The organism is Microbacterium sp. Marseille-Q6648 (assembly GCF_943181415.1).
Classification (GTDB): Bacteria; Actinomycetota; Actinomycetes; order Actinomycetales; family Microbacteriaceae; genus Microbacterium.
The window spans coordinates 67,078-93,255 of sequence record NZ_CALPBZ010000006.1 but is presented as its reverse complement, the minus strand read 5'-3'; the positions used below and the strand labels follow the sequence as shown (position 1 = coordinate 93,255).

Below are 26,178 nucleotides of genomic sequence, written 5' to 3'. Positions count from 1 at the left end.
TTCTTTCGGTTCGGCGGAATGACTTACTTGACGGCGCCGGCGGTGACGCCGCGGCTGATGGTGCGCTGGAAGATGAGGAAGAACACCAGCGTGGGGATGAGGGACAGGAGCGAGCCGGCGTTGATGACCGTTATGTCGATGGAGTGCTGCCCGCGCAGTGTGGACAAGGCGATGGGCACGGTCTGGGAGGCGGGGTCGCCGAGCAGGATGAGCGGGATATAGAACTCATTCCATGACCAGATGAAGATGAACACGACGAGCACAGAGAGGGTGGGGCGGACGATGGGGAAGACGACCTGCCAAAGGATCCGCCATCGTCCGGCTCCGTCGATCGCAGCGGCTTCCAGCACTTCTCGCGGGAACGTGGACATCACGCTGGAGAGGATGTAGGTGCCGTACGCGGCCCAGAGGATGGTGAAGACGATGATGATGGACCAGATCGAGTTCAGCAGTCCGGTTGCCTGGGCGCCGTAGAACATCGGGTAGATCAGCGCCTCGTGCGGCACCATGGTGGCGATCAGGAGAAGCGCGGTGATCGCGGTGTTGGCCCGGATCCTGCCGATCCCGATCGCGTAGGAAGCGAGCAGTGCGAGGGCGGTCCCGGCGAACGCGATGATGGTGGAGCTGAGGATGGAGTTCCACAGCGCGCGGGGGAAGTCGACGCGGTTGAGGTAGCTCACGAACGCGTCGAGTGTGAAGGTTGTGGGCCAGGCGAGGGGTCCGTTAGTGGAGTAGTCCGCACCGGTCTTGAAGGCGTTGAGCACGAGCAGCAGGAACGGTGCGGCCATCACGACGGCGACGAGAATGGCCAGCCCGAGCATGAGCCAGTTCAGCGGGGTGCGCCTCGTCTTGTTGAGGGGCAGCGTGTGGGTGAGCGTTGCGGTCATCAGCGGTGCTCCTTCCGGGTCTCGCGGTGCTGCCAGGCGAGCATCACAGCGGCGACGACGAAGATGACGATGGACATCACGGTCGCGATGGTTGAGCCGTAGCCGACACGGGACAGCTCGAAGAAGTTGCGGTATGCGTAGTACGACGGCACCACGGTCGAGTTCTCCGGCCCGCCGCCGGTGAGGATCAGGATCGGAGCGAACACCTTCAGCGCAGCGATTGTCGCGGTGAGGACGACCACGAAGATCTCGGGCCGGATCTGGGGGATGGTGATTGCCTGGAATCGGCGCCACCATCCGGCGCCATCGAGTTCTGCGGCCTCGTACAGCTCCGGATCGACCCTCTGCAGCGCGGACATGAAGATCACGACCGGATACCCGATCTGGAGCCAGACCAGCATCAGCATGACCGAGTAGATGGCGATGTTCGGATCGCCCAGCCAGTCGGGTGGGGACTGGATCCCGATGCTCTTGAGCATCAAGGTGAGCGAGCCCTGCTGCGTGTTGAGGATGGTGGACCAGATGAACCCGGCGACAGCGATCGGCAGGATCTGCGGCAAGTAATAGGTCGCCCGGAGGGTGGCGATCGCCTTGTCGCCATAGCGGCGGCCGAGGTAGTCGAACAGGAGCGCGGCGAGAAGGATCCCGATGATGGTGGGGATGACGGTGATCGCGACGATCATCGCGATGCTGTTCTGGAAGGACCGCCAGAAGGTCTCATCGGTGAACAGCGTCAGGTAGTTCTCCAGCCCGGCCCACCGCATGGGTGCTTGCCCACCTTTCCAGTGGAACAGACTCGTGTAGACGTTCATCGCGAACGGCACGGCGACGACGGCGACGAATCCCGCGGCGAGCGGCAGCAGGTAGAGCCAGTAGGTGCCCCGACGTTCGAGGGTGCGACGGGTGGTTTTCAGAGGTATAGCCATGGTGGTTTCTCCGGGAGGTGGGGGCCCGCCCTAGGCGGGCCCCCACGGGTTTAGCCGGCGAGGGCGATCTCGCGGCCCTCGTCATAGAACTCTTGAAGGTCCGCGGTCCACTCCTCTGCGGTCATGTTGCCGTTGGACATGGCCTGCATGCCGGACTGGATGAAGTCCAAGAACCCTGGGACGGGGTAGTCGGGGTAGAAGCTCAGCGTGTCCGCCTCGAGCAGCTCGTTGAACCGTTCGGTGTACTCCCGGGTGAGGTCGTCCTCGATGGTGGACGCGTCACCGGCGAGGGGGAGGCCGCCGAGCTGACCGATCTTGTTCTGCACTTCTTCGCTCAGCGTGATGTCGATCCAGTCGTACGCGAGCTCCTTGTTGGTCGCGTTGGCGGGCACGCCCCACAGGTGGCCGCTGGAGCCCATCTGCATGTTGGCGCCGGGAAGGGTGAAGTAGCCCCACTCGAAAGGTGCCTGCTCGCGGATACGGGCGAACTCGCCCTGGTTCCAGATCAGCATCGCCTTCTCGCCGCTGAGGAAGTTCACGGTGGCCTGCTCGAAGTTCAGGCCACCGAGCTCGGTGCCGACGTAACCCTTGTCGATCCATTCCTGGAACTTCTCAGCGCCGTCTCCCCACGGGCTCGCCGAGAAGTCCACCGGTTCGCGCAGGAACATGAAGTCGTCGATCGATTCCCGGTTGGCACCGGCTGAGACCAGGGAGTACCACACCCACATCTGGTTGAACCCCTGGCTGGTCGCTGCGGACGACGAGATCGGGGTGATGCCCGCGGCTAGGAGTTTGTCCATCGCCGCTTCGAACTCGGCCAGATCTGTCGGCTCTTCGGTGATGCCCGCCTGCCCGAAGAGGTCCTTGTTGTAGTAGAACATCACGTACTCGCCGATGTTCGGGATCCCGTACCAGTCGCCGGAGCCCGCGAGGCCCTGCTCGTCGTACTTCGCGAAGGCTTGCATGCTGCCGGTGATCTTCTCGTCCCAGCCGTACTCTTCGACGGCGTCGGTGAGCGGGGCGAGCAAGCCCTGCGCGGCGAGCTGACCGCCGTCGGCGTTGCCCTTGTTGAACTCGATCACGTCCGGCACGTCATTGCCGGTGAGGGTGATCTTGGCGTTCTGGCGCATCGCGTCGAAGCTGGTGGTCTGGAAGTCAACTTCGACGTCCGGGTGCTTCTCTTTGAAGATCTCCAGGGCCAGCTGCCAGCCCTGACCCTGCGCGGTGTCGGGATTCTCGTACTGCAGGATGGTGAAGGTGTTGTCTCCTTCGGCGTCGCCGCCGGAGCCGGCGCAGCCGGCCAGGGAGATTGCCACGGTGGTTACGGCAGCGGCGCCGAAGGCCGTGCGCATGATGCTGCGCTTAGTCGATCTCATCTTTCTTCTCCTCGGTGGATGGGTGGCGCAGGAGCGCGCCGGGCACCGGTCTCTCGTGCTGTGAGACCGGACGATTCGGATGCTGTTGTCGTGCGCTAGGTGCTGGGTGGCGGTGCAACCGATGCGCGAACCACCAACGGGCAGGGGATCTTCTGGGTCTGCGGGGCGCCGGTCTCGTCTCCGTGAATGCGGTCGGTGACTCGTTTGGCCGCCCACGCGCCCAGGTCGTGATGGGGCAGCCGCACCGTGGTGAGCCCCGGTCGCAGCGCGTCTGCGATGAAGCGCTGATCGTCGAAGCCGATCACGGAGAGGTCTTCGGGGATGCGCAACCCGAGGTCATTGGCTGCCTGGTAGACGGCGAACGCGATCTGATCTGAGAAGCAGAACACCGCGGTGGGACGATCCGGACGCTCCAGCAGTGCCTTCATCGGTCCGTAGGCGGTAGCGGTCGCGGTGTCGTCAAGGAACAGGTGGAGGCCAGGGTCGGGCTCCACGCCGTGGTCTCGAAGCGCCGCCTCGTAACCGGCGTGGCGCAGCTTGGACGCCACGAACACGTCGCCGCCGATGTTGCAGAAGGCGATGCGGCGATGCCCTGCCTGGGCGAGGTGGTGTGTCGCGTCGTATGCGCCGCCCTGTTCGTCGGGGACGACACCGTCTGCGATGGCGTCGCCAGCGGGGAATCCGTCGAGGATCATCACAGGGATGGTGGGGGGGACGGCGGGGACTTCCACAGCGCGGTGATACTCCGCAGCGATGATGAGCGCGTCGATGTCGCGCTGGAGCAGAGACCGGGAAGACTGGTCGAGAAGCTCCGTTCGATTGGTGGTGTCGATGATCATCGCGAGGTACCCGGATTTCCAGGCCACGCTCTGAACGCCCTCGAGCATGCGGCCCGCAAACGGCACGCTGGCGACCTGATCGGTGAGGACGCCGATTGTGTGGGTCCGCTTCGTCTTCAGGCCCCGCGCGAGCTGATTGGGGATGTACCCCATGTCCTCCGCCGCGTGGCGGATCCGCTCGGCGGTCTCCACGTTCACACGACCGGTGTGGCGGTCATTAAGGACCAGTGACACCGCAGAGGGTGAAACCCCTACTGCGGCGGCGAGGTCCTTCAACGTGATCACAATGACTCCCTTGGCATCAATCGTTTAACTTGCGGTGCGGATGCCCGCGTCAAACGTTTGATGTGACGGTAAGGACGTCAAACGCGTTGACGCAAAAACCCGTTACTTAACCGTTACCTTTTGGTTGCGCCTAGGTCGCTCGTGCCGGGCGCTGTCCGCCCCCGTTGCGCCGGCGGCCCGAACCATTTGAATTCGAACGCGGGAGGAACTCAGGGCACGCGGCGGAGGAAGGTCAGTTCGCTGGCTGGTTCGACGATCAGGGGCGTCAGTTCAGTGTTGAACGCCTGTCCGGCGGGGGGCGTGGAGGTGCTCACGGAATGCTTCTTCGTCGAGGTAGGCCTCATAAACGAAGAAGCGCTCGGGAGTATCCCGCACCAGGTTGACTTCGAACATAAGGTTCCCGGGCTCTTGCTGGACAACCCGGGCATATTGACTGATGAGGCGTGCGACGCGATGCTCCTCGCCCGCTCGAGCGGTGAAGGTCGCGTGCAAGATGACGGGTTCGCTCATCGCAGGGTCTCCTTCGCCGTAACTCCTGATTGCGCTTGGAGCGCGGCGTGCACGTCCTTCGTCGTAGGGAGATCAGCTCCTGCTCGTTGCACGGTGATGGACGCTGCGATGACTGCAAAGTGAACCGCGCGGATCAACTCGGACTCAGACGTGCTGTGCAGGAGGTCTGGTTGGGTGACGAGACGGTGGATGAGCGCAGCCATGAACGTGTCGCCTGCACCCACGGTGTGCCTGTGCAAGGCGACAGACCGTCGACACAAGAGAGGCACTTCAATGAAGAGTGGAAAGTACGTAGCCGTCGGCGCCACCGTCGCCGTTGGTGCACTGCTGCTCGCCGGTTGCGCAGGCGGCAACAACGATGCGGCCGGCAACGGTGACGGTGATGTCGAACTTCGGTGGATCATGTCGGCCGAATCCCAGAAGGAGGTCGACGTGTGGAACCACCTCGCGGAGATGGTCCACGAGGAATACCCGAACATCACGGTGAAGTTCGAGAGCACGCCGTTCAAGGATCACTACAACAAGCTCACCGCGCAGGCCGCCAGCAACGATCTCGCCTGCATCGCGGGACTGCAGGCGCAGCGCGTGCCCGACGTCGGATCGCTGTTCACTGACCTAACCTCCTCGTTCGAGTCCACCGACGTCAACATCGACGACTACGCCCCCTCGATCGTGGAAGGTCTCCAAGAGGACGGGAAGCAGCTGGCGGTGCCAAACCCTGATGCTTAAAGACCCCGGCGGACGCCGTGAAGCTCGGGTGATCGGGTCGATCCTCGAGTACGTCTTCGCTCCGGCAGATCGTCGCGAGGCCGTGGAGCGTCTGACCGACCCGAACATCAGAATCGTGTCGCTGACCGTGACCGAGGGCGGGTACAACGTCGATCATGCCACCGGGACCTTCCTCGAAGGTCATCCCGGAGTGCAGCACGACGTCGCCCACCCGAACGAGCCCGAGAGCGTGTTCGGCCTCGTCGTGGAGACGCTGCGGCTGCGTCGCGAACGCGGCGTGGAGCCCTCCACGGTTATGAGCTGCGACAACATCCCGAGTAACGGCGAGATCACGCGTATCGCGTTCACGTCGTTCGCACGCCTGCGCAGCGCCGAGCTGGCCGATTGGATCGAGCGGTCCGTCGCCTTCCCGAGCTCCATGGTCGATCGCATCACTCCGGTCACCACCCCCGAGGACATCACCGAGGTTCGGGAACGCTTCGGCATCGACGACAGATGGCCGGTGGTCTCGGAGAGGTTCGAGCAGTGGGTCCTCGAAGATCGCTTTCCCACGGGGAGACCGCCTTTCGAGCAGGCCGGCGTCCAGATGGTCGACGACGTGGTGCCGTATGAGCTGATGAAGCTCCGCCTGCTCAATTGCACCCACCAAGCTATGTGCTACTTCGGAGCCTTGTCCGGATACACCTACGTGCACGAGGCGGTCGGCGATCCGCTGATCCGCGGGCTCATCCGCCGATACATGGACGATGAGGCCACGCCGACACTGCCGCCTCTTCCCGGTGTCGACTTGGACGTCTATAAGGACACGCTGTTGGAGAGGTACGCGAACCCCGACGTCAAAGACACGCTCGCCCGCCTGTGCGCCGACTCATCGAACCGCATCCCCAACTGGCTGGCGCCCGTCATCCGCGAGCAGCTCGCGGCGGGTCGTGACATCGGAATGAGCGCCGCGATCGTGGCCAGTTGGGCGCGGTACGCCGAGGGCGTCGACGAGCAGGGGGCTGCGATCGACGTGGTCGATCAGGATCGCGATCGGATGATGGGCGCGGCCCAGCGGGATCGTGATGAGCCGGGCACGTTCCTGACCGAGTCCGGCGTCTTCGGCGATCTCGCGCAGCATCCGGTGTTCGCGGAGGCCTATCGCGAAGCGGTCACCCTGTTGCGCGAAGGCGGCGCTCAGGGCGCGCTGCGGGGGATCATCCTCGGCGGCGCGCCCGACAACGTGGACATTTCTATTCGCTGACGGATCGTCGTCTCGTGGACATTTCGTCGTGGCACCCCCCAGGACGGCAGGAACGCGGCGGACATCTCTGAGCGATTCCTACACCACCACAGGCGCTCCAGCCGGAGGGGTGGATCGGCAAGGCGTGGCTAGCGCGTCCGCGGCGCGATAGAAACGCAACCGGACCTCACCGGAAGAAGACACCGTGATCGATCGCGCAGGGCTGGCCGCTTTCCTTCGACATCGACGAGAGTCGCTGCAACCCGAAGACGTGGGCATGCCCCGCGGCCCGCGGCGCCGCACGCAAGGCCTCCGCCGCGAAGAGGTGGCGGCGCTGTGCCACATGTCGACGGACTATTACGCCCGCCTCGAGCGCGGGACGGGGCCGCATCCTTCCGAGCAGATGATCGCCTCGATCGCCCAAGGGCTTCATCTCTCACTCGACGAACGCGATCACGTGTTTCGGCTCGCCGGTCAGCAGCCGCCCGTGCGGGGCGCCGCCAGCGACTTCATCAGTCCAGGACTCCTGCGCATCCTCGACCGCCTCGACGACACTCCGGCGGAGATCGTCACCGAGCTGGGCGAGACGCTCCGGCAGAGCCCGCTGGGCGTGGCGTTGACCGGCGACGCGTCCGTGCGCACGGGGCCGGAGCGCTGCGTGGGCTACCGCTGGTTCACCGACCCGGCCGTGCGGGAGCCCTACTCGGCCGCGGAGCGTGAAGAGCTGTCGCGCGTGTACGCGTCGGGACTGCGCCAACTGATGGCCCTGCGCGGACCCGAGTCGCGGGCTGCCCAGCTGGCGGCCCTCCTGCAGGAGAACGACGACTTCCGCCGGGTGTGGGACACCCAGGAGGTCGGGGTGCGTCCGACGAACCTCAAGCGCTTCCTGCATCCGTCGGTCGGCTCGCTGGAGCTGCACTGCCAGTCGCTGCTCGACCCCGATCAGTCGCACCGTCTGCTGGTCTACACCGCCGTGCCGGGCAGCGACAGCCACGAGAAGCTCCGGCTGCTCGCCGTCATCGGCGCGCAGCCCGTCGCGCCCTGAGCTGCGGAGCCAGGACCTCGCAAGCCGTGGATCAGCGGGCCCTGGATGTCATCCGGCTGCCCCTCGAGCATGGGTCGTACACCGACCACGACAACCGCAGCTCGCAGAAGGAGCCCCATGCCCCGCGCATCTTTCACCGTCCCCGACCTCACCGGCAAGCTCGCCGTCGTCACCGGCGCGAGCGACGGCATCGGCAGCGTCATCGCCACCCGACTGGCCGAGGCCGGAGCTGAGGTCATCATGCCCGTCCGCTCGCAGGCGAAGGGCGACCAGGCTGCCCAGCGCATCCGCGATGCCGTTCCCGGAGCCGCCGTCAGCACCCGCTCGCTCGACCTGTCGTCCCTCGGGTCCGTCTCGGCGCTCGTCGAGCAGCTCAGCGGCGAGGAGCGCCCGATCCACATCCTGATCAACAACGCCGGCGTCATGCGCCCGCCGCACCGTCAAGAGACCAAGGATGGGTTCGAGCTGCAGCTGGGCACCAACCACCTCGGCCACTTCGCCCTCACCCTCGGACTACTGCCGCTGCTCCGGGCCGGCCGAGCGCGGGTCACGCACCAGACCAGCGTCGCCGCACGCAGTGGCGAGGTCGACTTCGATGACATCAACGGCGAGAAGGACTACGACGTCATGGCTGCGTACTCCGCGTCAAAGATCGCCATCGCGCTGTTCGCCCGCGAGCTCGACCGCCGCAGCCGCGCCGAAGGATGGGGCATCACCAGCAACATCTCGCACCCCGGCATCTCGCCGACCAACCTGCTGGCTGCGCAGCCCGGCATGGGCCGCGCGACCGTCTCGCCCGCGCGTCGGGTCATCGGCTTCCTCTCGCGGATCGGCATCGCCGGCACCCCGCAGACAGCCGCCCTGCCCGCGCTGATGGCCGCCACCGCGCCGGACTCCGCAGGCGACGAGTTCTACGGCCCCAAGCGGATGGCCGCCGGCCCGCCGGCGAAGCAGGCGCTGTGGTCACCGATGACCGACATGGATGCCGCACGCCGAGTCTGGGAGGAGTCAGAGCGACTCGTTCGCGCCCGAACCTCCGCCTGAGAGCAAGGCCTACCTTCATCTGGCGCTGGCCACGAGGGACCTGGGCGGTGGCTGAGCGGTCGGAGTGACCCGCATTCTGCACCGAACGCAGTGACAAGCAGGCCAGCGTGGCGGCTGGTGTCAGCGGGTGGGTCTACGGTGCGAAGATGGTCGCCGCATCCGCCAAGCCCGAGCTGCATGTCGACACCGTCGGGGAGTGGGAGAGCTGGCTGGAGTCCGATCCCGATCCCGTCGGGGTGAGGCTGCGGCTTCGCAAGGCGCCGTCGAAGCGGCCCGGCATCACCTATGCGGATGCGTTGGACGTCGCCCTGTGCTTCGGATGGATCGACGGGCAGAGACTGTCGTTGGATGCCGACTATTTCCTGCAGGTGTTCACGCCGCGCCGGCCTCGCGGGCTGTGGTCGAAGGTCAACCGGGAGCACGTGGCCCGTCTCATCGAGGCGGGTCGGATGCGGCCCGCCGGACTTCGCGAGGTCGAACGGGCGAAAGCGGACGGGCGGTGGGATGCCGCATATCGTCAAAGCGACGGCGAGGTCCCGCCCGAACTGCAGGCGGCACTCGACGCCGACCCGGAACTCGCCGCCGCGTTCGCTGCGCAATCGGCGCAGAACCGCTTCGCAATGGCATTCCGGGTGAGCAGCTTGAAGCGACCGGAAACGCGTGCCGCGCGCGTCGACCAGTATGTCGCCATGCTTCGGCGCGGTGAAACGCTCCACTGAGCCGATTAGCGAAGGCCGCCTCTTCGCCAGACCACCGCGGAGCGTATCGGTGCCGCGCCCCGCGACGACTCCGTCACGCGTCGACGGCGGCCTGACTACCCGCCCCCGCGGGGTGCGACTGCCGCCTGCGCACCACGCTGACGACGGCGACACCCAGAAGAGCACCGAGCGCGTTGGCGACCAGGTCGCGCGGATGGGAGATTCGATCCAGAGGGATCTGCGCGAGCTCAATCATCAGGGTGAGTGCGATGGGCGCGAGGACTCGGCCTGGCCCGCGCAGGAAGTATCCCGTGATCATGCCGACAGGCAGGAACATCGCGACGTTGAACGCCACCTCGAGTGGCCGCCCTTCGGTCCAGGACGCCGCCTCGAGCCAAGCTGCCGGATCGAGGATCCCCCACTGCTCCTGATCGCCCTCGGTCGCCCACGGCAACGGGCGCAGCGTCACCCACAAGACGGCGCTGATGTAGAGCGCACCGGCGACGATCGCCCACGTCCTGGTGCCGCCACGCGGCGCGGAGCTCCCGCGTTCCGAAACAGTCATGTCCTGATGCAAGCCTTTTTGTGACGGAGTGTCAAATGCGATCTGACGCCTGTTTGCTTATCTCTCCCAACCCATCAAGCGCGTAAGCACGAACCCCTTGCCCAATCCGGAGAGCTCACGGACCCTCTGAGTTGGCTGTGAGGAGGACACAAGATGACAGCCTGTCGCCATAATTTAAACGACAACCTGTCAACTAACGTCAGAAGGGCACGCCATGACACACACGATCTCCGAGCCGCCAACTCAGACTTCTCCGCCACGCGGGGTCGGCAGCGGACGTATCCGCTGGTGGCTGGGATGGATCGCCGTCACTGCGGCGGCGCTGATCGCCGTGGTCTTCCCGCTTGCCGGCTTCGTCGGCGGGTCGCAGATCCTCGCTCAGTGCGCGGTCGCCCTCGCCTTCATCCAGGGGTCGCGGCGGTACGGGTGGCGGCTCCTGATCGCCTTCTTCGTGATCTGCTACGTCATCAGCAGCTTCTGGGAGAACTTGAGCGTGATGACCGGCTTTCCGTTCGGCAACTACACCTACACGTTGATGCCACAGCTGTTCAATGTGCCGGTCATCATCGGGGTGACATACTTCGGTATCGGCTGGGTGAGCTGGATGGTCACCAATGCGATCCTCGACCGACCTGACGAGCGGCTCGACTTGCGCACCCGCGCCGGCAGGATCAACGTCTTCGCGCTTCCGCTGCTGTCGGGCGCCCTGATGAGCATGTGGGATGTGGGGGCCGACTCCCTCATCTCGACCGTGCGCGGCGTGTGGATCTGGGAGGACGGCGGCGGGGTCTTCGGCGTTCCCTTCACCAACTACATCGGCTGGTGGTTCGTCACGTGGAGCTTCTTCCAGGTCTTCACCCTGGTGCTCGCTGCCCGCCAGACACGGCGCCCCGCCGGTGCGCTTCAGCCGCTCCCGCGAGTGTCGTATGTGCAGCCGGTGCTGGCGTACATGATGTTCGCCGTCTGCTCGGTGACGACCTTTATCGCAGCTCGCGGACCCGAGACCGCGACCGATCCGACCGGAGTGGTGTGGGATGCCGGCGCGATCAACGAGACGCTCATGGTGATCAATCTCTTCACCATCCTCCCGGTGGCATTCTTCGCGCTGACCAAGATCGCCCGCGGCGACGGCGTTCGCGCGTGAGGCCTGGCGAGCGGGCGGGTGCCGAGCCCGTCCGCTCCCCCGCGTCCGTATCATTCAGGGGGAGGGGATGCTGTGCCGAAGATCACTGCCGCGACCGTCGCCGAGCACAAGGTGCGCACGCGCGATCTCCTTCTCGACGCCGTCGAGTCACTCGTGATCGAGCGCCCGTTCGCGTCGGTCTCGATGCGCGACATCGCCGAGCGCGCCTCGGTGAGCCGCACCGTCATCTACAACTACGCGTCCGATCCGATCTCGCTTCTGGTCGAGGCAACCCACCGCGGCAGCGCCGAGGTGAGGGCGGCCGTCGCCGAACAGGCCGATCAGGTGACGGTGTCGCCCAGCATCCGGCTGCGGGAAATTGTGACCGTCCTGCTGCGGGACTACGCCCGATCGACCCACACGATGCTGACCGTCCTGGGTATGGAACGGCACTCGACGAACGAGCAGCTCACCGAAGCGCTGGTGTACTTTCGGACGCGGATCGGCCGCTCGATCATGGATGTCGTCCGCGACGGGGTCGAGGCCGGCGAATTCGCTCCTGTGGCTGACCCGCAACTGACCCTCGCCTTCATGGTGGGCGTGATGCAGTCGGCGGTTCACAAGATCATGGACCTGCCCGACGACCGCCGCGACAGCGTCGCCGATGCGGCCGCGGACTTTCTCCTCAACGCCCTCAGCGGGACGAGCACGCGCGGTCGAGAATGATGCCTCCCGCCCCGGCACCACTGTGGCGCCCTAGTGTTGCCCCTGTGCGAGAAAGCGACGCGGTCCGGCGAACAGCGACGCCACGTCGAAATCGGCCCAGCCCAGCGAGCGCAGCCCCTCGAGATGCTCGACGAGGGTGGAGCTGTCGCCGGGAAAACCGAGGATGGCGTCGATGACCACCACGATCCGGGAGTCCGCGATCGGCTTGCCGAGCAGATCGACGAGCGCATCGTGGATGAGGGGGTTCGCGATCCCGTTGGACGTGAGCAGCATCCGCATCGGCCAAGGCTAGAGGAGGCAGGCCCCTCTCGGCAGTCGGTCCACTTGATCGCATGCAGCCTTGTCGGCGGCCGATCCGTGGCTGGTTGGATCAGGGGCATGGTCCAGGATCTGATCTTCTCCGCCGACGCATCGGCCATGGATGTCGAGCGCGTGCATCGCTGGCTCGCAGAGGAGTCGTACTGGGCCCGCGGACGGACGCGCGAGGCCCATGAGGCTGCCATGGCCGGCTCTCGCAACTACGGCGTCTTCGACGCGTTCACCGGGCAGCAGCTCGCGTACGCCCGCGCCATCACCGACGGCGCGACGTTCGCGTGGATCGCCGATGTCTTCGTCGATCCGACTGCGCGGGGTCGAGGCGTCGGCAAGCGCATCATGGCGGGCATCATGGACGACCTCGAGCCGCTCGGGCTCAAGCGGACAGCCCTGTTCACCGAGGACGCCCACGGACTGTACGAGCAGTACGGCTTCGAGCGGCTGAAGGACCCGGATTCATGGATGCTGCGATGGGGCAAGGGCTACGCGCCGAACCCCTCTTCGCGTCTGACTAGCCAGCGCGTCATCCCCGGCGCTGCCGCGCTCGCGGCATCCGCTCTATAAACCCTGCCGAACTCGCGCACCAGCCTCTCGCACCAAACGGGTGGGGACCCTAGCGTTGAGGGATGGCGCGCGACGAGCAACCGGAAGATCTGTACACCGGCCCCATCGACCTGGCCGGCATCGAAGCGATCGAAGGTGAAGAGCCCGATCACGAGCTGCCCGAGATCAGCTACGACGAACAGCGCTATCCCGCGCGGCCGAGGCGCCTTCGCCCGCGAGACCACCTGCGCGGCAGCAGCGTGCGGCGCATCCGCACCGACCCGCGCACCGCCAACGGCACCAATCCCTCGTACGTCGAGTGGCTCGTGCGGCAATCGATGCTCAAAGACGCCGACGTGCTCGCGCGCCAGCTCTCGGGTCAGCCCACGATGTGGCGGAACGCCTACGCGCGACCCGACGCGCGCCGCGCGATCGCGACGAGCGACGTGTGGTTCACCGCCTATCCGATCTCGCTCATCACCCGACCCGGGCAGTCGTTCCTGGCGGCGCTCGGCGACGACGAGCTGTGGGCGGCGTTCGAGCGCATCGGCATCAGCGCGGTGCACACGGGTCCGGTCAAGCGCGCGGGCGGCATCGCCGGGTGGCTCGACACCCCGAGCGTCGACGGCCACTTCGACCGCATCAGCACCCAGATCGACCCCGCGTTCGGCACCGAGGACGAGTTCCGCGCCCTGTGCGACGTCGCCGACAACCATGGCGGCAGCATCATCGACGACATCGTGCCGGGTCACACCGGCAAGGGGGCCGACTTCCGGCTCGCCGAGATGGGGTTCAAGGACTACCCCGGCATCTATCACATGGTCGAGATCCCGCCCGAGGACTGGGCACTTCTGCCCGACGTGCCCGAGGGCGTCGACAGCATCAATCTCGACCCGACCACCGAGCACGAGCTCATGGAACGCGGGTACATCATCGGCGCCCTGCAGCGCGTCATCTTCTACACACCCGGGGTGAAAGAGACCAACTGGAGCGCGACCGCCCCCGTGCTCGGCCCCGACGGGGTCACGCGTCGTTGGGTTTACCTGCACTACTTCAAGCAGGGGCAGCCCTCGATCAACTGGCTCGACCCCACGTTCGCGGGCATGCGCCTGGTGATCGGCGACGCCCTGCACTCGCTCGGCGAGCTCGGCACCAGCGCCCTGCGCCTCGACGCGAACGGTTTCCTCGGGGTGGAGAAGAGCGCTGAGGGCCTGCCCGCCTGGTCAGAGGGGCATCCGCTCTCGCACGCGGCCAACCACATCATCGCCGGCATGGTGCGCAAGGTCGGCGGCTTCACCTTCCAAGAGCTCAACCTGACGATCGAAGACATCCGCGACACCGGCGCCGTCGGAGCCGACCTGTCGTACGACTTCATCGGCCGCCCGGGCTACCATCACGCGCTCGCCACCGGCCAGACCGAGTTCCTTCGACTCGCGCTCACCACGTCGCTGCGTCTCGGCGTCGAACCCGTGCACCTCGTCCACGGCCTGCAGAACCACGATGAGCTCACCTACGAGCTCGTCCACTGGGCGACGCGGCACGGCGACGAGACCTTCCGCTTCCGCGGCCGCGAGATCTCGGGCGGCCAGCTCGCCGAGGAGATCCGCGCCGACCTCACCGAGAGCCTCACCGGCACCGCCGACTTCAACCGCGTCTTCACGCAGAACGGCATCGCCTGCACGACGACGTCGCTCATCGCGGCCACGCGCGGCATCGCCCGCCTCGACGACGTGACCGACGACGACCTGCCCGCCATTCGCGATGCCCACCTGCTGCTCTGCGCCTACAACGCCTGGCAGCCCGGCGTCTTCGCCCTCTCGGGCTGGGACCTCACCGGCATGCTGACCGTTCCCGCGAGCGAGGTCTCCGACCTCATCTCGGCCGGCGACACCCGGTGGATCGAGCGCGGCGCCCACGACCTGCTCGACGTCGACCCCGATGCCCGGCGCTCGGCGGCGGGAATGCCGCGCGGCCGCGCCCTGTACGGCGCGCTGCCGGCGCAGCTGAAAGACCCGGCATCCTTCGCCTCGCGGCTGTCGGGCATTCTGCGCCTGCGCCAGCAGCACGGCATCGCGACGGCGTCCCAGGTCGACATTCCCGAGGTCGCGCATGCCGGGATGCTGGTGCTCGTCCACCGCCTCGACGACGGTGATCCCCACGCAGACGCGCCGATGCAGGTCACGGTGCTGAACTTCTCGCACGAGCCGACCGAGGGCACGGTGCGCTCCGAGCAGCTCGTGCCCGCGAGCGAGGTCATCGACGCTGCCACCGGAGACACCGTCGGGCACGTCGACGACCTGTGCAGCTTCTCGGTGTCGCTGCCTGCCTACGGCGCGATGTTCCTGCTGCTGGAGCCTGCGGAGCCCGAAGCCGAGTGAGCGAGGATCAGGCGAGAGCCGCGTCGATGCCCGCGAGCGGCACCGGCAGCCAGTCGGGGCGGTTGCGGGCTTCGTAGATCGACTCGTACACCGCCTTGTCGAGCACGAGGGCCCGCAGAAGCACCGGGTCGAGGGCGACGGATGCCGCGGCGCCCGCGTACGCGTCGACGAACGCGGTCTGGCAGGCAGACGCCCATGCGGCGCCATCCGGTCCCGCGGCGACGGCGGCCGCGTAGTCGAACGACCGCAGCATGCCGGCGACATCCCGGGGCGGAAGGTCGGGGATCGCGCGTTCCTCCATCGGCCGCAGCGGTTCGCCCTCGAAGTCGACGATGCGCCAGCCGCCGCCGTCGGGCACGGCGAGCACCTGGCCGAGGTGCAGGTCGCCGTGGATCCGCTGCAGTCGCGGCCACGTGCGTTCGAGCGCAGCTCGGTAGACGGCGTCGATCGCGTCGACCCGGTCGGCGACCGCGGGCACTTCATTTGCGGCGATGCCGAGTCTGCGCCGCCACGCGGTGGCGGTCGAGGCGACCTCGTCGGGTCCGGCATCCCGCGTCTCGAGTGCCTCGCCGAGGGCCGCATGCACGCCGGCGAGGGCGGTGCCGAGGTCGCGCGCGGCCGCAGTGAAGTCGCGCCCCTCGCGCGCGGCGTCGAGGGCCACCGCCCATCCGTCGCGCACGCCCGGCAGGAACTCCTGCGCGAAGCCCAGGGTGCCGTGCGCCGTGCCCTCTGCGCGCCCGACGTCGGGCCATTCGGCGTCGAGGCTGCCGAGGAAGCGGGGCACGTACGGCGAGCCGGCTTCGCTCAGCACGCGCTGCACGGTCACGTCGGGGTTCTCGCCGTGGTGCAGGGCGCGGAAGAGCTTGAGGATGATCGTCGGCTTGCCGTCTTCATCGAAGACGATCGACGTGTTCGATTGCTCCCCGGTGAGGATGCGCGAACCGGTCACGCGGCTGACGTCGACGCCCATTTCGGCGAGCAGTCCGGTGGCGAATTCCGGATGCCGGGCGGCATCCACCAGGTAGCCATCGTCTTCGCGGGTGACGACGGCCTGCGGCTCGGGGGCCTGCGTGACGCGCGCGAGGGGCACGTGGTAGAGCGTCGGCAGCCTGCCGGCGTCGTCCATGAGGAGGTACCGCGTCGCGCCGGGGGCGGGCTGAGCGTCGAGGATCCGGAACCGAGGTGCATGGCTCTTTCCCGCGTACCACCGCTGCTGCGCCACCCAAGCGCCGAGATCGTCCGTGAATCGCACACTCCACCTTGGCCGGTTTCGGGCTCGGGGTGAAAGGGGTGGACGCGCGTTGCGCTCGTGGCGTATGGGCGGGAGGCCCGCGGTGGCCTCACTCGGCGGTGTCGGGCCACGAGGCGATGTCGACGCCGTGGTTGTCGGGAGATGCGAGCGACCACCATGCGGGTGCGTGTGAGTCGTCGGCGAGCCTGCCTCCGGCTGCGATCGCGGCATCCACTCTCGCTTGAGCCTGATCGGCAGGAACGTACACGTCGACGTGTGTGCGTCCCCTGCCGGCGGTGTCGCCGGTGATCGGGTTGAACGCGAGCTGCGGTCCGCGGCGCAGGGGATCGATCGCGTCCGAGTCGCCGAGCGGGTCGTAGCCGAGCGCGGCCATGAAGAACGGCCGCGCATCGACCTCGGAGTGCTGGGCGACGTAGATGCCGACGAACTGTGCGAGCGACGGATCCGGGGTGAGCCCCAGTTCGCGAGCCGCCTGCGACACGATCGCGGCGAAGGGCGCCGCGGTCGACGGGATCCCCTCCCAATTGCGGTCCGTGACGCGGACGACTACGCCCTCGGGCCGCAGGTCGACATCGGGCAGGATGCCGTGGCTGTCGGCCGCGGCGACGATCGGCGCCACGAGGCTCGCCGCCTGCGCGAACGACGTCGCGGTGAAGACGGCCTCGGGACCGTTCGCGGTGACGCGCCAGTCCGCGACGCCGGGCGCGCGGTGGAACTCGGCTGCGGTGATGGTTCCGGATTCGTTCATGGTTCCCCCCTCTGCGGAGCCGGCGTCCCGGCCGCTCTACACCTTGCCGCGCGCCAGCCTCCGACGAAAGGGGGGCGCGTCGCGGCCTGGCGGATGCACCGCCGGGGCCCGTAGGTTGGGGGCGTGGGAGACGAGCAGAATCCGCTGACACGCGGTGCTGCCGCTCTTGTGGCGCTCGCCGCCGCGGTGTTGCTGCTCGCGGGATGCAGCGGGAGTGTCGCCCGGTCGAGCGAGCCCGGCATCCCCGACGGGCTGAGCATCGACCAGAGTGAGGATCTTGGGGCGGCGGCGGGTTGGATCGTCGAGGGAGAGATCTTCGCGGTCGTGACATGGGGCAGCTCGAGCTGTCCGCGCGCCCCGGTCGGGCTCGAGGCGGTGAGCGTTGACCAGCTCGACCTGACGTTCGACGCCCCGAGCGGGGTCGTGTGCACGGCCGACATGGCGGCGACGACTCACACGTTCGACCTGCCGACGGTCATCACGGAGCGACCCATCACCATCACGGTCAGCTATCGAGACTGGGACGGAACCGACACCCTCACCCTCGACTGATCCCGCCCTCAGGCGCCATTCGTCGCGGAGTCCTGCCCGCCGCGCTTCCGTGGCGTCATGTACCACTCGACGAACTTCTTCGCCCTGCCGTCGTCGGCGAACCACACCTCCCACATGTTCGAGTACTTCTCGTGGCCGGGGTAGTTCACCGTGCCGGTGATGATCGCGAGCGTGTCGTTCTCGATCAGCACCGACAGGTCGTGGTCGGGGTCGCTCGGCTCGGGGTCACCCCACATCTTGACGATGGCGTCGATGCCCGTCACGGGCCGATCGTCGTCGGGTCGGAACCAGTACTCCGCGTCGTCGGTGAAGATCGTGCGCACGTCGGACTCGTCCTTCGACGCCCACGCGGCGATGTAGCCGTCCAGCCAGTCGGATGCTCTCGTCATGACGACGTGTCTACCGGTCCGCGGGGCTCCACCGCTACGGTGACGACGTCTCGACCAGCGCGGCGAGCCGGTCGAGATCGGCGGCGACCAGCGCGACGTCGCGCTCGAACTCCTCGTCGGTGAGCTCGATCTGACGCACGGTGAAGATGATTTCGGCCCCCTCGGGGTGGGGCACGACGCGCAGCGGATTCGCGACGACCGTGCCGGACGGCAGGGTCACGTCGTGGTCGAGCACGCCCAGAGTGTTGCGTTCCACGAAGCGCACGCGCACCTGACCCATCGGCGAGTCGACCAGCAGCTCGTCGCCGTCGCGCTGCACGTCCGCCTCCGCCAGGCCCGCAGCCCAGCGCGGGAGGTTGTCGACGTCGGCCGCGAAGGCGTAGACGGCCTGCGGCGTCGCTGCGATGACGCGGCTCACATGCCGGCTCTTCATGGCGCCATCCTGCCAGCGCTCTCCGACGCGCCATCCAGGACGAGCTCGAAGCAGCGCGAGTTCGGCATCGTCTCTGCGTAGGGCTCGTAGACGGGGATGGGAGTGAAACCGGCTGACCTGTACATCGCGATCGACTCCGGCTGCGGGTCGCCGGTCTGCAGGATCACCCGCCGCGCACCCTCACTGCGTGCGCGGTCCACGACCGCCTGGGTCAGCGCCCTGCCGACCCCGCGGCGACGCGCGTGCGGGGCCACGACCAGCCGCTTCAGCTCCCACTCTGGGCCGAGCCGCCGCAGCATCACGTGGCCGAGAGGCTCACCCCCGGCATCCAGGGCGACCCAGGTCGCCGCCACCTGATCGTCGGGCGTGTGCAGCGCCGCACGCCGCTTCGTCCTGCGTTCGTCGGATTCCCCGGCGTTGAGCGGGGCGTAGCGGGCGTGCAGATCTTCGTCGAGCAGCTCGCGCATCGCGAGGGCTCTCGGGTCGTCGACGGCGACCTCCTCGAGGCGGATGCTCACATCGAGGGGCCGAGGTACAGCATCCCCAGCGGGACGAGCATCAGGATGCCGAGCACGACCCCGATGATCGACCACACGATCTTCGTGCCGCGCCGGACGCCCACGATGATGCCGATCACGCCGAGGATGAGCGCGATCACCCCGCCGATGCCGAGGATGGGAAGGGTCACGATCAGCAGCCAGAAGATCATCTGCATCTCGGGAGCGATCCCGATCAGGAAGATGATCAGCGACGGGAGCAGGCCGACGAGCGCGAGGATCACGGCGACGATGCCCAGCACGTCGGCCCGTCGACGCGGAGCGGCGGGCGCGGTTGCCCCAGGGGCAGGCGCGGCTGGGCCGGGGGCGGGGGCCGGCGTGCCGGGCGCCGTTCCGCCGGTGGAGGCGCCAGGGGTGGGGGCGTCGGGGTGCGGCATCCCAGTCATGGATCGACCGTACCGGCTGCGCCGCTCGCCGCCGGTTTAGGGTGACAGCATGCGTGCGCGCGTCGCGACGGAGCCCGCCGGTCGCCGGACCGGGCGCACCGACGTGCGCCTGACCGCCGCCGTTGTGGTGGCGGTGCCCCTTATCGCGGTCGTCGCGTGGGTGGCCGCGGTCGCCCCGCCCGCACCCGTGGCCGTCGCCGCGGTGGTCGTCGCCCTGATCGTGCCGGTCGTCACGGCGATCGCCCTGCTGCGCCGCCGGCCGCCCGTGGTCAGCCCCGCCGACCGGTTCACCCTCGGCCGCGTCGCGCTCACCGGCGTCGTCAGCGGGGCCACCGTGCTCGTGCTCGCGGGTGAACTCGCCCCGCGCACGTGGCTGGTCGCGGCGGTGGTCGGTCTCGCCCTCGCCCTCGATGCCGTCGACGGCTACGTCGCGCGTCGCACGGGCACGGCCAGCGCCGCCGGAGCCCGACTCGACATGGACTCGGATGCCGCGCTGCTGATGGTCCTCTCGGTGCTGGTCGCGCCGACGGTGGGCTGGTGGGTGCTCGCGATCGGCGCCCTGCGGTATGTGTTCGTCGCGGCATCCTGGATCAGGCCCCGCCTTCGCGGCGAACTCGCGTTCAGCCAGTTCCGGCGGGTGGTGGCGGCGCTGCAGGGGATCGGGCTGGTGTTCGCGCTCATCCCGATCGTGCCCGTGCCGCTCGCGATCGCGGTCGTCGCGGTCGTCCTGGCGCTGCTGCTCGTGTCGTTCGGACGCGACATCGTCACCCTCGAACGCCGGACGGAGCCATTGTGAACCCACCCCTGCATCCCCTCGTCGTGCACGCCGCTGTCGTCTTCGTGCCGGTCGCAATGCTGCTGGTCATCACCGCGGTGTCGTGGCGCCGCGTGCGCGTGCAGGTGGGGGCGGTCGGCGCCGGAATGGCGCTCGCCGGAGCGGTGGCGTTCTTCGTCGCCCACCGCACCGGCACCGCGCTCGCCGCTGTCGTCGGCACCCCGTACGAGCACATGGCGTGGGCCGACCCGGGCCTGGCCGCGGCGATCGTCTTCGGCGTCCTCGCCGGCGGGTGGTACGCGTTGCTGCTGCTCTCGCGGCGCCCGAACCCGCACCGCGCGCTGCGCCCGGCCGCGCGCTGGACCGGCGTACTCGCGGCGATCGCGGGTGTCGTCGGGACCGTGTTCACGGTGCTCCTCGGACACTCCGGAGCCTCCTCGGTCTGGACCGGCATCACGGCGGCGGGGCTGTGACCGCGGCTGACGGGGCTGCGGGCCCGGCTGGGCGCGCCCGGCCTGCCGGGGCGGCCGGGCCTGCGGGGGCAGCGGAGTTCGACGGGGCCGACGCGGCCGCCGGGGTCGAGGCGACGGCGTACTGGGCGACAGGCCCCGGTGCCGGAGAGCTGCGCCGCGAGACACTCCCCGCGCTCGGCGAAGGGGACGCGCTGGTCCGCACGCTCTACAGCGGCATCAGCCGCGGCACGGAACTGCTCGTGCGCCGCGGCGAGGTGCCGCCGTCGCAGCACGACCGCATGCGGGCGCCCCTCCAGGTCGGCGACTTCCCCTTCCCGGTCAAGTACGGCTACCTCGCGGTCGGCGTCGTCGAGGACGGCCCCGCGGCGCTGATCGGCGACCGCGTGTTCTGCCTGCATCCGCACCAGGACCGCTTCGTCGTGCCCGCCGACCGCCTCGTCCCGGTGCCCGACGATGTCCCGTCCCGCCGCGCGATCCTCACCGGCACCGTCGAGACGGCGCTGAACGCGATGTGGGATGCCGCCCCCTGCGCCGGCGACCGCATCGCCGTCGTGGGTGGGGGACTCGTCGGAGGCGCGGTCGCGCTGCTGCTGCGCCGCTTTCCGCTCGCCCGCCTGCAGGTGGTGGAACCCGACGCCGGCCGCCGGGCGCACCTGGCGGGGACCGGCCTGGACGCCGTCGCCCCCGACCAGGCGGAAAGCGACTGCGACCTGGTCTTCCACGCCTCGGCTACCGAGGCCGGTGCAGCGACCGCCCTGTCGCTGCTCGGCGACGAGGCGGACCTTGTCGAGCTGTCGTGGTTCGGGCAGAGGGCTCCGCGCCTGCCGCTGGGTGAAGACTTCCACTCCCGCCGCCTGCGGATCATCGCCAGCCAGGTGTCGCGTATCGGCGCCGCCCGCCGCCATCGCCGCGACCCCGCCGCGCGACTCGCATTCGCCCTGACGCTGCTCGCCGACGACGCGTTCGACGCGCTCATCGCCTCCGAGTCGTCGTTCGCCGACATCGGCACCGCGTTCGCCGACCTCGACAACGGCGCCGGATGCGTCGCCATCCGCTACGCGTAACCGCCTCGCCCCCCGCCCCGGCATCCGCCCCGCCCGCCCGGCCCCGGTTCGCCGAGGTTCGCCGAGGCCGGGATCGCGGCGAGACCGAGGGCGTCGCCCCCGGTCCGACGGCAGATCCCCGGTCTCGCCCGCTCGCGCCGCCACCCGACCGCCCCCGCCCGCCCCCGCCCTCGGCCCCGACCGGCAGCCGGCCCCTACGCTGGGACCACGACCGAGAGGACACCATGTTCGGCCTGACCGTCCGCGATCACATCATGATCGCCCACAGCCTTCCCGACGAGTTCTTCGGACCCGCCCAGGGCCTGCACGGCGCCACGCTCGTGGTCGAGGCGACCTGGCGGCGCCGCGACCTCGACGCCCACAGCGTCGTCATCGACATCGGCGAGGCGAGCGGTCACCTGTCCGAGGTGCTCGCCCCGCTGCGCTACGCCAACCTCGACGAGCACCCCTCCTTCGCCGGCACCCTGAGCACGACCGAGGCCATCGCCGCGCACATCGCCCACGCGCTCGCCGACCGAGTGGATGCCGCTACGATCGCCCGCATCGACGTCGTCGTCCGCGAGCATCCCGACGCCTGGGTGACGTATGAGCTCGACCTCGCCTCCCGCTGACGCTCCGCCCGCCCCCGCACCCGCACCCCCCGCGTGCTGATGGTCCCCGGCGACCTCGGCGGCCCGAGCGGCGGCTCCCTCTACAACGCGCACCTGCTCGAGGCCCTGCGCGCCGACGGCCTCGCCATCGCCGAAACCGCGGTGCCCGGGTCATGGCCGCGGCCGCGTCCGGAGGACCTCGAAGCGCTCGCGGCAGCGCTGCGCACCGCCCCAGACGTGCTCGTCGACGGCATCGTCGCCTGCGCCGCGCCCGACGAGATCGCGGATGCCGTGGCTGACGGCATCCGGATATCGATCCTCGTGCACCTGCCCCTCCCTGCCGAAACCGGACTCGGCGACGACGAGGCCGCCGACCTCGCGCGCCGTGAGCGCGCCGCCGTGACCGTCGCCGACGCCGTGGTGTGCACGAGCGCGTGGGCGCGCGACGACCTGCGCCGCCGGTACGGAGTCGAGGCCGCGGTCGTCGCGCCCGGCGTCACCGCCGCACCGATCGCCGCCGGCAGCATCCCGCCACGGATGCTGATCCTGGGCTCGCTCACCCCGCGCAAGAACGCCGTCGGGGCGCTCGAGGCGCTGCTCCCCCTCACCGACCTGGCGTGGAGCGTGTCCGTCGCCGGACCCCGTCACGCCGACCCCGGGTATGCGGGGCAGGTCGACCGCGCCGCCGGCGACCTCGGCCCGGGCCGCGCCGATGTGACCGGGGCGGTGACCGGAGACGACCTCGAACGCCTGTGGCGCCGGGTCGACCTGCTGCTCCTGCCGTCGTTGACCGAGACCTACGGCATGGTCGTGACCGAGGCTTTGGCGCGCGGCATCCCGGCCCTCGTCCCCTCGGGAACCGGAGCCGTCGAAGCCCTGTCGGCCGGGCGCGGACCGGATGGGCTGCCCGGCGCCGTGCTCGACCCGCGCGACCCCGAGGCGTGGTCGGCGCTGCTCTCGCGATGGCTCGCCGACCCCGAACTGCGTGATGCCTGGCGGAGCCGGGCCCGTCTGGCGCGATCTAGACTCCGGACATGGCCCGACGCAGCGAAGGAGCTCAGGGGGGCGCTGGCATGGTGACCCGCCCCGTCGCCGCCGACTGGCTGACCCTGCGCCGCGCCGCCGACCACCGCGCGCGAGAGGCCAGTGCGCCGCTGCTCGCCGACCTCGCCCCCGCCCTCGCGGCGGAAGGCCGGGTCGTGCAGATCGTGGACGTGGGCGCCGGCACCGGGTCCAACCTGGCGTGGCTGGCGTCGCGGCTGCCGTTCGCACAGCGGTGGGTGCTCGTCGATCACGACGCCGCGCTCATCGACGCCGTCGATGCCGACGTCCCCCGTGAGGTGGTCGAGGTGACCCGCCGGGTGGCGCCGCTGGGCGAGCTGGGCGAGGTGGTCTCGGGCGACGAGTCCGCGCTCATCACGTGCGCCGCTCTGCTCGATCTGCTGACCCCAGAGGATGCCGCGGTCCTGACCGACGCGATCGTCCGCGCCGGCGGCGTCGCCCTGTTGAGCCTGAGCGTCACCGGCGAGGTGGCGATCGACCCGTCGCACCCCGGCGATGCCGCGATCACCGACGCCTTCGACGCCCACCAGCGCCGCGACGGCATCCTCGGGCCCGACGCCGCCGCGCACATGGCCGACCTTCTGCGGGGCCGGGGGTGTCGAGTCGATGTGGTCGAGACGCCGTGGCGGCTCGCGGCGACGGGTGAGGCCCCGCTCGTGCGCCGCTACCTCGCCGACCGCGCCGCCGCGGCCGTCGAGCACGATGCCGCGCTCGCCACCCTCGCGGCCGAGTGGCTGGCGGCTCGGGAGTCCGACGTCGACGCCGGCGCCCTCACCGTGCGCGTCGGGCACGCCGACATCCGGTGCCTGCCCGGTACAGCGGTGACCGGCGCGAGCTCAGGGACGACAGCGCCGTGACGGAGACCTCCCCACGCACGAGCCGCCATCGACGGTCCGACGGCACCGCCGCGCCCGCCGAACGGCCGCCCCGGCTCCGCCGCCGACCCGGCACGGGCCGGACCGACGACACCACCGCGCGCCCCGGCCGGCGGCGCCTCATCGTCGTGTCGCTCGCGCAGGTCGCGGTGACGGTCGGGCTGCTCGCCTTCGTCATCTGGCGCTGGGGACCCGACCCCATCGTGCACGCCGTGTCGGCGCTGCCGTGGTGGGCGTTCCCGATCGGCATCGCGCTCGGCGGCGCCGGCGTCGTCGCGCAGGCGCTGCGGTGGCGCACGGTCGCCCGCCACCACGCGATCCGCATCGACACCGGACCCGCCATCGCCCGCTGCTGGCAGGCTGCGTTCCTCAACAGCGTGCTGCCCGGGGGCCTCGCCGGCGACCTCGTCCGCGGAGCGGACGACAGCAGCGACGCGACGGTGAGCGCCGGCCGCCGCGCGCTGGCCAGCGCCTTCGCCGCGATCGCGGCCGAGCGACTCGTCGGCACCGCCGTGGTCTTTGCCGCCGCCACCGTCGCCCTCGTGCCGCTGTCTCTTCCGGGCGCCGCGGTCTGCCTCGCGATCGCGCTCGCCGCGGTCGGGGTCGCCTGGCGGTGGCTGCGGCCGCTGTCCGCCGGCGAACTTCTGCGCGTCGTGCTGCTCTCGATCGCGGGCTGGGCCGCTTTCGCGGGGATCTTCGTCGTCGCGATGATCGCGCTCGCGCCGGCCGCGCCGCTGGGTCAGGCCCCTGCTCTGGCGTCGATCGCGATCGCGGGCATGTCGGTGCCGATCGGCGTCGGCGGCTGGGGCACGCGCGAGGCCGCGGCGGCGTGGGCGTTCGGCTTGGCGGGTCTGGCTCCCGGGCTCGGTGTCACCGTGTCGGTCGGGTACGGCATCCTGGCCCTGTGCTCGACGCTTCCCGGAGCGGTCGTCGTCGCCGCGCGCTTCGCCCCGCGCGTGCGCGAGCTGCGACGGGCGCGGTCACGCCGTCGTGCTCGCCGAGCCGAAATCGAACTCCGTGCAGATGTCGTCGCCGAGCGTGAAGCGGCGGACCCGGCCACGTAGGGCGTCGGCCAGGCGGTCTTCGCCGTCGAATCGGATGCCGGGGATGCCGTCTCCGATGAGCATCGGCGCGGTGGTGAGGTAGAGCCAGTCCAGCGCGCGGGCCTGCACGAATCGCGAGATGGTCACGCCTCCGCCCTCGATGAGCACGCGCTCGAGTCCGCGCGCCGCGAGAAGGTCGAGCAGATCGCTCGGCGGCCGCTCGCGCAGGTCGTCGACGCGGATGACCTGCACGTGGTCGGCGATCGGCTCGTCGACGGCGGTGCCGGCATCCACGACCCACAGGGTCGGCGCGGCGCCGTCGTGGAGGATTCCCGACGTGCGCGGCATCCGCGCCTCGGGGTCGAGCACGACGCGGGCCGGGTTTCCGCCCTCGACGGCGCGGACGGTCAGCCGCGGGTCGTCGTTGCGGACGGTCCGCCACCCGATCACCACGGCGTCGACGAGGGCACGCAGCCGGTGCAGATGCCGGCGGTCCGCTTCGCCTGTGACGAAGCACGCGTCGCCGGTGCGCGCGGCGATGAAACCGTCGAGGCTCTGCCCGAGCTGGCCGATCGCGACGCGGCCCGGAGCGCCCACGAGCGGCCCGTAGAGGGTGCAGATCTCGTCGCTTCCCGACTGCTCGCCGGCGAGGAATCGTCTCCAGGCGGCGTCGTTCGGGTCGGTGGGCGTCGCAGACTCCGATGATCCTCCATCGGTGGTCGGCGCCATCGTTCCAGCGTAGACGAGCGCGCTTCTCACCGGGCAGGA

At 69.4% G+C, this 26,178-nt stretch carries 32 protein-coding genes; 17 read left to right on the top strand and 15 right to left on the bottom strand.

The genetic code is table 11. The features are described 5' to 3' along the window. Nucleotides 1–23: 23 nt before the first annotated feature. The 6 genes from NFR93_RS14750 to NFR93_RS16080 form a co-directional block, all read right to left on the bottom strand. On the bottom strand, nt 24–887 hold the full coding sequence (locus tag NFR93_RS14750; protein WP_251454956.1) for a carbohydrate ABC transporter permease: 864 nt from the start codon (nt 885–887) through the stop codon (nt 24–26). Then, nucleotides 887–1,813, bottom strand: coding sequence for a carbohydrate ABC transporter permease (locus NFR93_RS14745; RefSeq protein WP_251454953.1), 927 nt, complete (start codon nt 1,811–1,813; stop codon nt 887–889). The genes NFR93_RS14750 and NFR93_RS14745 overlap by 1 nt, the downstream gene beginning before the upstream one ends. A gap of 50 nt (nt 1,814–1,863) precedes the next feature. Further along, complete coding sequence (locus tag NFR93_RS14740) at nt 1,864–3,189, bottom strand: ABC transporter substrate-binding protein (protein WP_251454949.1); 1,326 nt, start codon at nt 3,187–3,189, stop codon at nt 1,864–1,866. A 95-nt stretch (nt 3,190–3,284) separates the two neighbouring features. Continuing rightward, complete coding sequence (locus tag NFR93_RS14735) at nt 3,285–4,313, bottom strand: LacI family DNA-binding transcriptional regulator (RefSeq protein ID WP_285814610.1); 1,029 nt, start codon at nt 4,311–4,313, stop codon at nt 3,285–3,287. Between the two features lie 270 nt (nt 4,314–4,583). Further along, a complete protein-coding gene (locus NFR93_RS14730; RefSeq protein WP_251454944.1) occupies nt 4,584–4,823 on the bottom strand; it encodes a putative quinol monooxygenase in 240 nt (79 codons plus the stop codon). Beyond that, nucleotides 4,820–5,026, bottom strand: a complete 207-nt coding sequence (locus NFR93_RS16080) for a hypothetical protein (protein ID WP_353049921.1) — start codon at nt 5,024–5,026, stop codon at nt 4,820–4,822. Before NFR93_RS16080 ends, NFR93_RS14730 begins: the two co-directional genes overlap by 4 nt. Here NFR93_RS16080 and NFR93_RS14725 point away from each other — a divergent pair. From NFR93_RS14725 to NFR93_RS14705, 5 genes are all read left to right on the top strand, one after another. After that, on the top strand, nt 5,013–5,552 hold the full coding sequence (locus tag NFR93_RS14725; protein WP_251454941.1) for an ABC transporter substrate-binding protein: 540 nt from the start codon (nt 5,013–5,015) through the stop codon (nt 5,550–5,552). The genes NFR93_RS16080 and NFR93_RS14725 overlap by 14 nt on opposite strands. Further along, nucleotides 5,545–6,795 (top strand): mannitol dehydrogenase family protein, encoded by a 1,251-nt coding sequence (locus NFR93_RS14720; protein WP_251454939.1) that lies wholly within the window; start codon nt 5,545–5,547, stop codon nt 6,793–6,795. The genes NFR93_RS14725 and NFR93_RS14720 overlap by 8 nt, the downstream gene beginning before the upstream one ends. Before the next feature lie 184 nt (nt 6,796–6,979). After that, complete coding sequence (locus NFR93_RS14715) at nt 6,980–7,819, top strand: helix-turn-helix transcriptional regulator (protein WP_251454930.1); 840 nt, start codon at nt 6,980–6,982, stop codon at nt 7,817–7,819. A gap of 117 nt (nt 7,820–7,936) precedes the next feature. Next, entirely contained in the window at nt 7,937–8,863 is a 927-nt protein-coding gene (locus NFR93_RS14710; protein WP_251454927.1) for an SDR family oxidoreductase, read from the top strand. Nucleotides 8,864–9,009: 146 nt separating this feature from the next. Then, nucleotides 9,010–9,582, top strand: coding sequence for a YdeI/OmpD-associated family protein (locus NFR93_RS14705; protein WP_251454924.1), 573 nt, complete (start codon nt 9,010–9,012; stop codon nt 9,580–9,582). A 73-nt stretch (nt 9,583–9,655) separates the two neighbouring features. On the opposite strand, the gene NFR93_RS14700 is transcribed toward NFR93_RS14705, so the two are convergent. Continuing rightward, nucleotides 9,656–10,126 (bottom strand): VanZ family protein, encoded by a 471-nt coding sequence (locus tag NFR93_RS14700; protein WP_251454921.1) that lies wholly within the window; start codon nt 10,124–10,126, stop codon nt 9,656–9,658. 214 nt (nt 10,127–10,340) lie between these two features. Between NFR93_RS14700 and NFR93_RS14695 the strand changes: the two genes are divergently transcribed. Together NFR93_RS14695 and NFR93_RS14690 are read left to right on the top strand one after the other, a co-directional pair. After that, nucleotides 10,341–11,270: a carotenoid biosynthesis protein gene (locus NFR93_RS14695; RefSeq protein WP_251454918.1), complete on the top strand. Its 930-nt coding sequence runs from the start codon at nt 10,341–10,343 to the stop codon at nt 11,268–11,270. Between the two features lie 72 nt (nt 11,271–11,342). Further along, nucleotides 11,343–11,975, top strand: coding sequence for a TetR/AcrR family transcriptional regulator (locus NFR93_RS14690; protein ID WP_251454902.1), 633 nt, complete (start codon nt 11,343–11,345; stop codon nt 11,973–11,975). Between the two features lie 30 nt (nt 11,976–12,005). Here the strand turns inward: NFR93_RS14690 and NFR93_RS14685 are convergent, their stop codons facing one another. Continuing rightward, a complete protein-coding gene (locus NFR93_RS14685) occupies nt 12,006–12,254 on the bottom strand; it encodes a hypothetical protein (RefSeq protein WP_251454899.1) in 249 nt (82 codons plus the stop codon). Nucleotides 12,255–12,353: 99 nt separating this feature from the next. On the opposite strand from NFR93_RS14685, the gene NFR93_RS14680 reads away from it, so the two are divergent. After that, nucleotides 12,354–12,854 (top strand): GNAT family N-acetyltransferase, encoded by a 501-nt coding sequence (locus tag NFR93_RS14680; protein ID WP_251454896.1) that lies wholly within the window; start codon nt 12,354–12,356, stop codon nt 12,852–12,854. 62 nt (nt 12,855–12,916) lie between these two features. Then, on the top strand, nt 12,917–15,211 hold the full coding sequence (gene treS, locus NFR93_RS14675; protein ID WP_251454893.1) for a maltose alpha-D-glucosyltransferase: 2,295 nt from the start codon (nt 12,917–12,919) through the stop codon (nt 15,209–15,211). A 7-nt stretch (nt 15,212–15,218) separates the two neighbouring features. Here the strand turns inward: treS and NFR93_RS14670 are convergent, their stop codons facing one another. Together NFR93_RS14670 and NFR93_RS14665 are read right to left on the bottom strand one after the other, a co-directional pair. Continuing rightward, nucleotides 15,219–16,463 (bottom strand): phosphotransferase, encoded by a 1,245-nt coding sequence (locus NFR93_RS14670; RefSeq protein ID WP_251454890.1) that lies wholly within the window; start codon nt 16,461–16,463, stop codon nt 15,219–15,221. Nucleotides 16,464–16,551: 88 nt separating this feature from the next. After that, complete coding sequence (locus tag NFR93_RS14665) at nt 16,552–17,211, bottom strand: VOC family protein (protein WP_251454887.1); 660 nt, start codon at nt 17,209–17,211, stop codon at nt 16,552–16,554. Between the two features lie 123 nt (nt 17,212–17,334). Here NFR93_RS14665 and NFR93_RS14660 point away from each other — a divergent pair, with 123 nt between their 5' ends. Continuing rightward, a complete protein-coding gene (locus NFR93_RS14660; RefSeq protein WP_251454884.1) occupies nt 17,335–17,763 on the top strand; it encodes a hypothetical protein in 429 nt (142 codons plus the stop codon). An 8-nt stretch (nt 17,764–17,771) separates the two neighbouring features. Here the strand turns inward: NFR93_RS14660 and NFR93_RS14655 are convergent, their stop codons facing one another. From NFR93_RS14655 to NFR93_RS14640, 4 genes are read right to left on the bottom strand one after another with little or no spacing between them, the layout of a single operon-like run. Beyond that, nucleotides 17,772–18,152: a nuclear transport factor 2 family protein gene (locus NFR93_RS14655; RefSeq protein ID WP_251454881.1), complete on the bottom strand. Its 381-nt coding sequence runs from the start codon at nt 18,150–18,152 to the stop codon at nt 17,772–17,774. Nucleotides 18,153–18,186: 34 nt separating this feature from the next. Further along, nucleotides 18,187–18,585, bottom strand: a complete 399-nt coding sequence (locus tag NFR93_RS14650) for an SRPBCC family protein (protein WP_251454878.1) — start codon at nt 18,583–18,585, stop codon at nt 18,187–18,189. Continuing rightward, nucleotides 18,582–19,103 carry a GNAT family N-acetyltransferase gene (locus NFR93_RS14645; RefSeq protein ID WP_251454875.1) on the bottom strand — a complete coding sequence of 174 codons (522 nt, stop codon included), beginning with the start codon at nt 19,101–19,103 and terminating at the stop codon, nt 18,582–18,584. The genes NFR93_RS14650 and NFR93_RS14645 overlap by 4 nt, the downstream gene beginning before the upstream one ends. Next, nucleotides 19,100–19,528 carry an NfeD family protein gene (locus NFR93_RS14640; protein WP_251454873.1) on the bottom strand — a complete coding sequence of 143 codons (429 nt, stop codon included), beginning with the start codon at nt 19,526–19,528 and terminating at the stop codon, nt 19,100–19,102. Before NFR93_RS14640 ends, NFR93_RS14645 begins: the two co-directional genes overlap by 4 nt. 49 nt (nt 19,529–19,577) lie before the next feature. On the opposite strand from NFR93_RS14640, the gene NFR93_RS14635 reads away from it, so the two are divergent. From NFR93_RS14635 to NFR93_RS14605, 7 genes are all read left to right on the top strand, one after another. Continuing rightward, nucleotides 19,578–20,324 carry a CDP-alcohol phosphatidyltransferase family protein gene (locus tag NFR93_RS14635; RefSeq protein ID WP_251454871.1) on the top strand — a complete coding sequence of 249 codons (747 nt, stop codon included), beginning with the start codon at nt 19,578–19,580 and terminating at the stop codon, nt 20,322–20,324. Next, nucleotides 20,321–20,776: a DUF2231 domain-containing protein gene (locus NFR93_RS14630; protein ID WP_251454869.1), complete on the top strand. Its 456-nt coding sequence runs from the start codon at nt 20,321–20,323 to the stop codon at nt 20,774–20,776. Before NFR93_RS14635 ends, NFR93_RS14630 begins: the two co-directional genes overlap by 4 nt. Next, nucleotides 20,773–21,840 carry a zinc-dependent alcohol dehydrogenase gene (locus NFR93_RS14625; RefSeq protein WP_251454867.1) on the top strand — a complete coding sequence of 356 codons (1,068 nt, stop codon included), beginning with the start codon at nt 20,773–20,775 and terminating at the stop codon, nt 21,838–21,840. Before NFR93_RS14630 ends, NFR93_RS14625 begins: the two co-directional genes overlap by 4 nt. Before the next feature lie 224 nt (nt 21,841–22,064). Further along, nucleotides 22,065–22,451: a 6-pyruvoyl trahydropterin synthase family protein gene (locus NFR93_RS14620; protein WP_251454865.1), complete on the top strand. Its 387-nt coding sequence runs from the start codon at nt 22,065–22,067 to the stop codon at nt 22,449–22,451. 39 nt (nt 22,452–22,490) lie between these two features. Continuing rightward, the gene (locus NFR93_RS14615) at nt 22,491–23,510 is read left to right on the top strand and encodes a glycosyltransferase family 4 protein (RefSeq protein WP_251455393.1); all 1,020 of its coding nucleotides are present in this window, start codon (nt 22,491–22,493) and stop codon (nt 23,508–23,510) included. Then, the gene (locus tag NFR93_RS14610) at nt 23,465–24,349 is read left to right on the top strand and encodes a class I SAM-dependent methyltransferase (RefSeq protein ID WP_251454861.1); all 885 of its coding nucleotides are present in this window, start codon (nt 23,465–23,467) and stop codon (nt 24,347–24,349) included. Before NFR93_RS14615 ends, NFR93_RS14610 begins: the two co-directional genes overlap by 46 nt. Next, nucleotides 24,346–25,431 carry a lysylphosphatidylglycerol synthase transmembrane domain-containing protein gene (locus tag NFR93_RS14605; RefSeq protein ID WP_251454858.1) on the top strand — a complete coding sequence of 362 codons (1,086 nt, stop codon included), beginning with the start codon at nt 24,346–24,348 and terminating at the stop codon, nt 25,429–25,431. Before NFR93_RS14610 ends, NFR93_RS14605 begins: the two co-directional genes overlap by 4 nt. Here NFR93_RS14605 and NFR93_RS14600 read toward each other — a convergent pair. Next, complete coding sequence (locus NFR93_RS14600; protein WP_251454855.1) at nt 25,348–26,139, bottom strand: RibD family protein; 792 nt, start codon at nt 26,137–26,139, stop codon at nt 25,348–25,350. The two genes, NFR93_RS14605 and NFR93_RS14600, sit on opposite strands and share 84 nt — an antisense overlap. Nucleotides 26,140–26,178 lie beyond the last annotated feature (39 nt).

Excerpts from the sequence above, each read along its gene's own strand:
- NFR93_RS16080 (WP_353049921.1), bottom strand. The coding sequence starts at position 5,026 with ATGGCTGCGCTCATCCACCGTCTCGTCACCCAACCAGACCTCCTGCAC.
- NFR93_RS14600 (WP_251454855.1), bottom strand. The coding sequence starts at position 26,139 with ATGGCGCCGACCACCGATGGAGGATCATCGGAGTCTGCGACGCCCACC.
- NFR93_RS14610 (WP_251454861.1), top strand. The coding sequence starts at position 23,465 with ATGGCCCGACGCAGCGAAGGAGCTCAGGGGGGCGCTGGCATGGTGACC.
- NFR93_RS14685 (WP_251454899.1), bottom strand. The coding sequence starts at position 12,254 with ATGCGGATGCTGCTCACGTCCAACGGGATCGCGAACCCCCTCATCCAC.
- NFR93_RS14650 (WP_251454878.1), bottom strand. The coding sequence starts at position 18,585 with ATGAAGAGCCGGCATGTGAGCCGCGTCATCGCAGCGACGCCGCAGGCC.
- NFR93_RS14750 (WP_251454956.1), bottom strand. The coding sequence starts at position 887 with ATGACCGCAACGCTCACCCACACGCTGCCCCTCAACAAGACGAGGCGC.
- NFR93_RS14680 (WP_251454896.1), top strand. The coding sequence starts at position 12,354 with ATGGTCCAGGATCTGATCTTCTCCGCCGACGCATCGGCCATGGATGTC.
- NFR93_RS14620 (WP_251454865.1), top strand. The coding sequence starts at position 22,065 with ATGTTCGGCCTGACCGTCCGCGATCACATCATGATCGCCCACAGCCTT.
- NFR93_RS14615 (WP_251455393.1), top strand. The coding sequence starts at position 22,491 with ATGGTCCCCGGCGACCTCGGCGGCCCGAGCGGCGGCTCCCTCTACAAC.
- NFR93_RS14705 (WP_251454924.1), top strand. The coding sequence starts at position 9,010 with ATGGTCGCCGCATCCGCCAAGCCCGAGCTGCATGTCGACACCGTCGGG.
- NFR93_RS14725 (WP_251454941.1), top strand. The coding sequence starts at position 5,013 with ATGAGCGCAGCCATGAACGTGTCGCCTGCACCCACGGTGTGCCTGTGC.
- NFR93_RS14700 (WP_251454921.1), bottom strand. The coding sequence starts at position 10,126 with ATGACTGTTTCGGAACGCGGGAGCTCCGCGCCGCGTGGCGGCACCAGG.
- NFR93_RS14720 (WP_251454939.1), top strand. The coding sequence starts at position 5,545 with ATGCTTAAAGACCCCGGCGGACGCCGTGAAGCTCGGGTGATCGGGTCG.
- NFR93_RS14730 (WP_251454944.1), bottom strand. The coding sequence starts at position 4,823 with ATGAGCGAACCCGTCATCTTGCACGCGACCTTCACCGCTCGAGCGGGC.
- NFR93_RS14655 (WP_251454881.1), bottom strand. The coding sequence starts at position 18,152 with ATGACGAGAGCATCCGACTGGCTGGACGGCTACATCGCCGCGTGGGCG.
- NFR93_RS14640 (WP_251454873.1), bottom strand. The coding sequence starts at position 19,528 with ATGACTGGGATGCCGCACCCCGACGCCCCCACCCCTGGCGCCTCCACC.
- NFR93_RS14745 (WP_251454953.1), bottom strand. The coding sequence starts at position 1,813 with ATGGCTATACCTCTGAAAACCACCCGTCGCACCCTCGAACGTCGGGGC.
- NFR93_RS14710 (WP_251454927.1), top strand. The coding sequence starts at position 7,937 with ATGCCCCGCGCATCTTTCACCGTCCCCGACCTCACCGGCAAGCTCGCC.
- NFR93_RS14635 (WP_251454871.1), top strand. The coding sequence starts at position 19,578 with ATGCGTGCGCGCGTCGCGACGGAGCCCGCCGGTCGCCGGACCGGGCGC.
- treS (WP_251454893.1), top strand. The coding sequence starts at position 12,917 with ATGGCGCGCGACGAGCAACCGGAAGATCTGTACACCGGCCCCATCGAC.
- NFR93_RS14740 (WP_251454949.1), bottom strand. The coding sequence starts at position 3,189 with ATGAGATCGACTAAGCGCAGCATCATGCGCACGGCCTTCGGCGCCGCT.
- NFR93_RS14665 (WP_251454887.1), bottom strand. The coding sequence starts at position 17,211 with ATGAACGAATCCGGAACCATCACCGCAGCCGAGTTCCACCGCGCGCCC.
- NFR93_RS14695 (WP_251454918.1), top strand. The coding sequence starts at position 10,341 with ATGACACACACGATCTCCGAGCCGCCAACTCAGACTTCTCCGCCACGC.